At 45.8% G+C, this 7,153-nt stretch carries 5 protein-coding genes; 1 reads left to right on the top strand and 4 read right to left on the bottom strand.

Annotated features, from left to right (window positions below; all coding sequences use genetic code 11):
* Both VIM72_RS30775 and VIM72_RS30770 read right to left on the bottom strand, forming a co-directional pair.
* Positions 1–563 (bottom strand): RagB/SusD family nutrient uptake outer membrane protein (locus tag VIM72_RS30775; protein WP_332006627.1); only part of this gene is annotated, 563 nt, incomplete at its 3' end.
* Between the two features lie 11 nt (positions 564–574).
* The gene (locus tag VIM72_RS30770; RefSeq protein ID WP_332006626.1) at positions 575–3,634 is read right to left on the bottom strand and encodes a TonB-dependent receptor; all 3,060 of its coding nucleotides are present in this window, start codon (positions 3,632–3,634) and stop codon (positions 575–577) included.
* Positions 3,635–4,018: 384 nt separating this feature from the next.
* Here VIM72_RS30770 and VIM72_RS30765 point away from each other — a divergent pair, with 384 nt between their 5' ends.
* A complete protein-coding gene (locus VIM72_RS30765) occupies positions 4,019–4,909 on the top strand; it encodes a YXWGXW repeat-containing protein (RefSeq protein ID WP_332006625.1) in 891 nt (296 codons plus the stop codon).
* Positions 4,910–5,169: 260 nt separating this feature from the next.
* Here VIM72_RS30765 and VIM72_RS30760 read toward each other — a convergent pair whose 3' ends face one another.
* Positions 5,170–6,381 (bottom strand): IS256 family transposase, encoded by a 1,212-nt coding sequence (locus VIM72_RS30760; protein WP_332006624.1) that lies wholly within the window; start codon positions 6,379–6,381, stop codon positions 5,170–5,172.
* A 437-nt stretch (positions 6,382–6,818) separates the two neighbouring features.
* Positions 6,819–7,153 (bottom strand): hypothetical protein (locus VIM72_RS30755; RefSeq protein ID WP_332006623.1); only part of this gene is annotated, 335 nt, incomplete at its 5' end.

The following is a 7,153-nucleotide window of genomic DNA, read 5'->3' as shown; positions in this document are numbered from 1 at the left end:
GCATCCTTTTCGATCTGCGCCCATACCTGCGCTTCCGGTACCTGGGGCTGGTTATATTCACCTGTTGCCAATGGCACTGTTACCAGCGGTACATTGCCGAACAGCTGTACCAGTTGCAGGTAAAAATAGGCCCGCCAGAAGCGCGCCTGCGCCAGGATATTTTCTTTGTCCGCTGCGTTCATTGCTATCGCCGGCACTTTATCCAACACTAAATTGGCCAGGTAAACTCCATGATAATTATATTGCCATGCATCCTGCACATAGCTGTTGTCCGGCTTGGCGGTGAACAGTTTCAGTTGCTGTATTTCAGCCACATCGGAGGCGCCGCCGCCGCCTTTCTCCGCATCGTCGGACATTACATCTCCTACAACGATACGGGTTTCCAATGCGAAAAAGTTTTGCGGCCGCGCAGCGGCGTATACCGCATTTACAGCGGCTTCTGCATCTGCCGCCGTTTTATAATAGGTAGCTGTAGAAAGATGCGCCGTGGGATCTTCCTCCAGGAATTTGGAACATCCTGCAAGACTTCCTGCAGCGATGATCAGTAACAGTAAATATTTCATACCAATAGTCATTATAAAGTGAGATTGATACCCGCCATAATAATTTTGGGTTGAGGGTAGTTCACCTGGTCCTGGCCCAGGTTCAGGGTACCTGCGTTACCACCGAAGGTGATGCCTATTTCAGGATCATAACCATCGTAATGTGTAAACGTGATCAGGTTCTGCCCGGTTAAATAAACACGCATGCCACTCATATGCCAGCGTTCCATCAGCCTGTCCGGTAAATTATACCCAAGGGTAATGTTACGCAGCCGCAGATAGGCGCCGTTGGTAAGGTAGTAACTGGAAGCCCTGGAATTGAAGTTGCGATCGTTGGCTGTAAGCCGTGGAATAGTAGTGCTGGTGCCTTCTCCATGCCACCTGCCCAGGGTTTCCTGTTCCATGTTATAGTTGGAAATAAAGAAACCGTTGGTGTTGTATTTGTAAGACTGATAAATTTTATTGCCACTTACCCCAAAGAATGCCAGGTTCAGATCAAAGCCTTTATAGTTGGCGCCCACATTAAATCCATACTGGATATTTGGAATGGGCGATCCGAGGAAGGTTTGATCCTGGTCATTAATTACCTTATCGTTATTCAGATCTTTAAAGCGGATGTCGCCGGGCACGGCGTTGGGTTGGGCAGCATGATTGCTGATCTCCGCCTGGTTCTGAAAAATACCGTCGAACACATATCCGTAAAACTCCGCTACGCGGTGACCCGCTTTGGTCATATTCGGGCTGTTGAATATTTGCGCGCCTTCATTTTCGAGGCTTAGCACCTCGTTATGCAGGGTAGATAAGTTAGCGCCAACATTAATGCGCAGGTCTTTATTAAAGCTGTGGTTGTATTCCAGTTGAAATTCGAAGCCCGAGTTAGCCATGGATGCTACGTTGGTAAGTGGCCCAGTAGAGAAGCCGCTTTCAAACAGGATAGGGATCCGCAGCAGCATATTGTTGGTTTTCTTGTTGTAGTAGTCGATGGTTCCGGTGAGGCCTTCAAATACTTTGAAGTCGAGACCCAGGTCCCACTGCCGCACCTGTTCCCATTTCAGGTCGGGGTTACCAAGTCCTGCCGGCTCGGCAGTAAGGTAAGCGCCGTTACCGAAAGCGTAGTTATAGTTATTAATGGTAGATGAAAAATCGTAGTACCCTGCACTGGATTGATTACCTACGATACCCCAGCTTGCCCGGAGCATCAATGCGCTTAACTGGCCCTTGTTACTCAGGAAATTTTCCTTGCCCAATGCCCATCCCAGGGAGGCGGAGGGGAAATTGCCATACTTATTATTAGCGCCGAATTTAGAAGAGCCATCACGCCGGATGGTAGCGGTGAGGAAGTACTTCTGTTTATAATTATAATTCAATCTTCCTAAATAAGACAACAAACTCCAGCGAACCAGCGTACCGCCTACAGTTGGGTTGGAAGTACCGGCATCGAGGTATTGCAGGTAGGAATCGTTGCCAGGCTGCCCCTGGTTGCTGCCTCTTATAAACTCATAGCTGTATTGCTGTGCAGAGATCCCCGCCAGTACCTTCAGTTCGTGATCTTCGGCGATAGTTGTTTCGTAGGTAGCGGTGTTGTCCCAGGTCCAGCTCAGGCCCACTGCTTTGGTTTGGGATAGACTGGTAATAGGATTGTTCTGCGCGGCCGACACATAATAGGTAGGCGTAAAAGCCTTATCATCGGAGAAGTTGAGATCAATGCCCAGGCTGGATTTAAGCGTAAGCCCTTTAACAGGTTTCAGCTGCAGGTAAGTATTTCCTACCACCGACCAGGTATTCAACGGGTGATTTTTGGAGATGTATTCAATACTTGCCAATGGATTCACGATATCAGAGAACCTGGAAGGCACATAGTTTCCCTGTTCATTTTTCAACGGCACCGTAGGATCCATGCTGATGGCGGAAAGCAGGTCTACCCGGCTGGTGGCGCCTTCTCCTACCAGGTATTGTTTACTTTTGGCGATGGAAAGGTTCTCTCCTACTTCAATATATTTGTTAGGCTTAAAAGTGGTGTTCAGTGAGAAACTGCTTCTTTTATATGAAGACCCGATGATGATCCCGTCCTGGTCGAAATAATTGCCACTGAGGCGATAGGTGAGCTTATCGCTGCCGCCGGCAAAGGCCAGGTTATAGCTTTGAACGGGTGCTGAGCGGAACATGGCATCCTGCCAGTCGGTGTTTATTGTGTACTGTGACGGATCGGTCCATGGCGAAGTTTGCCCTGCATTCTTAAACGCTTCCGAGTTTAGCATAATAAAATCGGGGCCGTTCAGCATGTTGAGTTTTTTTCTCACTTGCTGCACACCGGCATAAGCGTCTACATAAATATGCGATGCATTTTTATTACCTTTCTTTGTTTCAATCAGTACTACGCCATTCGCACCTCTTGATCCGTAGATCGCCTGCGAGGAAGCATCTTTTAATATTTGCACGGAGGCAATGCCGGATGGATCAATGGAGTTGATGCCATTGGCTGTAAGCGGTACGCCATCCACTACATACAGTACATCCGCATTGTTGATGGAGGTAAGTCCGCGTACCCTTACCGTTGCATTCTTTCCCGGGGAGCCGGAGTTCTGCGTAATTTGTATACCCGCAGATTTTCCCTGCAGGGATTGCTGCAAACTGGCGGCTGCCTGGTCTTTCAGGTCGCTTTCATTCACTGATGAAATGGCGCCGGTCACCTCGCCTTTTTTCTGTGTGCCATAGCCTACTACCACCACGCTTTCCAGGCTGGTGGACTGGCTCTGCAAAACGATCTCTATATTCCGGCGGCCATTTACCTGCACTTCCTGGCGGCCGTAGCCAATAAAAGAAACCACCAGTACATCTGTAGCGGCAGCCTGTATACTATAACTGCCATCTACCGCTGTTTTCACTCCTTTGGATGGCGTACTTTTAATAGACACCGAAGCACCCGGCAGCGGTTTATTTTCCGGGTCCAGTACATGGCCTGTGATCAGCGTATCCACTACGCCTGCTTTTGCAGACAGTATTGAAAAAAACAGCAGCATTAAAAGAACGATACCACCTTTATGATGTGGTGCCCATACACGGGAGGCGTTATCATGATTGGTAAAACACATACATGTGTCGTTTGAGTTAGGTAATCAGCATGCTGCCTGCTCTAACGTGGATCAGCGCGGCCAGCCTGCATTTCAGCTTCATAACCGGATAAGCACTATTTCGCCGGGGCACACAGCTCCGCCTATGCAAAAGCGTCCTTTTACAAAACAGCCGGGTTGTATGCTACAGGGGATTAGTTGCTATCTCTGTTACAATGACACCTGAAAGATGGGATACCGCCATTGAGGAATAAAATTTTACGGGCAGCAACTTTTCGCTTGCTGGTCCATCTTCAGAAAATGAAACTATATAAATAAAGTGCTGGCATTAAAAAATGGCACCTTCCCTGTTTTAAACCTTTCTATCTTTTTCAAGGTCAAAAAGAAAAGAAAAACCATAAATATATGAAAGCGATAGGAAAACTTTGTCTGGCCGGCCTTTTCATCACATTCTTAACCTCGACCACTACATACGCCCAGGTTAGTTTAAGCGTGGGCATATCCGTACATACCGCTCCTCCTCCATTACCTGTTTACACCCAACCGCCATGCCCCGCAGATGGCTACATCTGGACACCTGGCTATTGGGCTTATGGCCCCAACGGCTACTATTGGGTACCAGGCGTATGGGTACGGCCTCCACAAGTAGGCTTTTTATGGACGCCCGCCTATTGGGGCTTTGAAGGAGGCGTATATGGCTTCCATGCCGGTTACTGGGGCCCGCATATCGGGTTCTACGGAGGAATCAACTATGGTTATGGCTATTGCGGCTCCGGGTATGTAGGCGGCAGATGGAGCGGCGGTACATTCCAGTATAATTCTGCTGTTAACAATGTGAACACCACTATTGTCCATAACACCTACATTAACAATACCGTGGTTAATAACACCAGGGTAACCAACCGCAGCAGCTTTAACGGCGCAGGTGGGGTGAATGCACGGCCTAATCAACAGGAACTATCAGCTATGCGCGAACATCACCAGCAAGCCACCGCCATGCAAACAAACCATGAGCAGATGATGAGCAGGGACAGGAATCAACTGGCAGCGGTGAACCATGGCAGACCTGCAGCTTATAACCCTGCTATGCAACATTTTAATAATAATGGAGCTATTCATGCAGGGCCTTCTGTTCAACAGGCACACCGGCCTATTGCTATGCAGCAGAATGTTCATCGTGATAGTCGGCCGGTTTTCCAGGACAGGCCACATGGGAATGGTGGTTTTGGCGGACGGGAAGGAATGCCGCGGGGTGGGCATGCTGAAGGGAGGCCGGGAGGGCATCGGAGAGGGTGATAAAATTCTATAGATCTTCTATATAAAATAATGGAGCTGGTCGAAAGGCTGTTGTACACTTAGACCAGCTCCAACGGCTAAGTAAATTATTCCTTAAGAATATTTGGTTCTGAACTTCTCTATATAATCAACAATATATTTTTCCCCAGGATAAGCTGTTCCTGCAAAATGCACACTACCGTCATACTTATTAATAATAATTGGTGCATTACCTCCTAGTGCATATAATAGGTAGTATTACATAAAGTGTGTCACAGTGATTAAAGATTAAGTTTCAAACGATCACTAAATATAATTGATAATTGTGCCAATGTTTGATTCCAGTTATGTACTGGCTTGTTCCACTTGGCACATATATTCTCCTGGACAAGGAATAGGAGTTTCATGAGGGCATCTTCCGACTGGAAGGCGCCTTTTGATTTTGTAACAGCGCGAAGCTGCCGATGGAAGCCCTCAATAATATTTGTGGTATACATTATTCGGCGGATGTCTTTGTTGTACTGAAAATAGCTGCTGAGTCGAGGCCAGTTCTTCCGCCAGGATTCGATCACCTTAGGATATCGGGTACCCCAGTTAGATTCCAGTTGATCAAGACTGCGCTCTGCCTGGTCTGCAGTGGTGGCCTTATACACGTTTTGAAGGTCTTTCATAAATGGCTTAACATCTTTGTAAGAAAGATATTTCTGAGAATTGCGTATCTGATGTACGATGCAGAGCTGAACCTCCGTTTTGGGGAAAACGCTCTCTATAGCATCAGCAAAGCCCTGAAGATTATCAATACAGGCTATAAAGATATCTTCCAAACCACGATTTTGTAAATCAGTTAACACCTGCAGCCAGAATTTAGCACCTTCGTTCTCGCCAACATACATACCCAGCAACTCTTTATAGCCCTCCTGATTAAGGCCAATAATGCAGTAAACAGCGCGGCTGACAACCCGCCCCTCATGACGAACTTTGTAGTGTATTGCATCTAACCATACGAACGGGTAAACCCGTTCCAACGGACGACTGCGCCACTCCTGTATCAAAGGCAGGATTTTATCTGTAACGCGGCTTATAGTGGCTGTAGAAGCCTCCAGTCCATACATGTCCATCAGGTGGTCCCGGATATCGCTGTAACTGGCGCCACGGGCATACAGAGAAATAATCTGCCGGTCCAGATCTACCCCCAGGGTCTTATGACGCTTGGGAACAAGCTCTGGCTCGAACGTCCCATTACGATCACGCGGAGGGTTAATATCTACCGACCCTATGGCGGTCTTTACTTGTTTACGCCCTTTACCGTTCTTCCGGTTGGCATCTCCTTCGTCTTCAATATGCGCTTCCAACTCGCCATCCAGGGCGCCCTCAAGAAACTCTTTTAGTAATGGCGTTAGCACACCATCCTTACCTAAAAGCGTATCTCCATTCTTCAAACGGCTAGCCGCTTGCTTCTTGAAGGCTTCGAAATCAAAGTTTTGCTTTTCCATATTGTGATATCAGTTTAAAGTTAAAAAACTTTTTACTGACACACTTTATGTAATAGTCTCATATAATATACTCTTTGTTTCCACAAACTCTTTCGTTTGACAAAAAATAACCACCCAAATTCAAATTCCATGGTTTCATCTTCCAGCACTACGATGTCGTAAGACATGTTCGCCTTCGATTGTTTCAAATAGGAATTAACTTTTTCTAAGGCAATATCTTTACTAATCATACTTTACTGGCCTGTTGTATTTTTGAATATTAATTGCTCAAATTTATACCTTTTTGTAAGAATAGATGAATTCAGAACTTTACTTCACATCGCATTTTATACATTATTCATAGCCTATTCACAGAACGCTAGGAGCAAGAGGGATTTTGCTCATAACTAATAACTTAGTCGGCGACTGAGTTTACTACCATAATACAATACAATGACCTAAATATTGAAAATAAATCTCCCCTTCTCTTCGTCAAGTTCAATATTTATAGAAGCCAATTCAAGACCATAGTTCTGTGCTAACCAACCTCTCATTGCACAATAAAGACCTTCTTCTTGAAAATAAATAGGATTTGTGTCTACTGATTTAATATGAAAACAAACAGTTGATTCATTTACTTTATCGTAAATACTACTAGAAAGTTCTTTTATAGCCTTTATAATATATTTATCAATATCATCTTCCGACAAAAAATAAATTGGGCTATCGACTCTTAAATAAATATTTTTCATAACAAGTTTATCTGTATCAATAACAGTAGGCTCTCTAATTT

The sequence above is a fragment of the Chitinophaga sp. genome (genome assembly GCF_036569185.1).
Taxonomy (GTDB): domain Bacteria; phylum Bacteroidota; class Bacteroidia; order Chitinophagales; family Chitinophagaceae; genus Chitinophaga.
The sequence above is the reverse complement of the archived record's forward strand: the minus strand, read 5'-3'. Positions and strand labels throughout refer to the sequence as shown.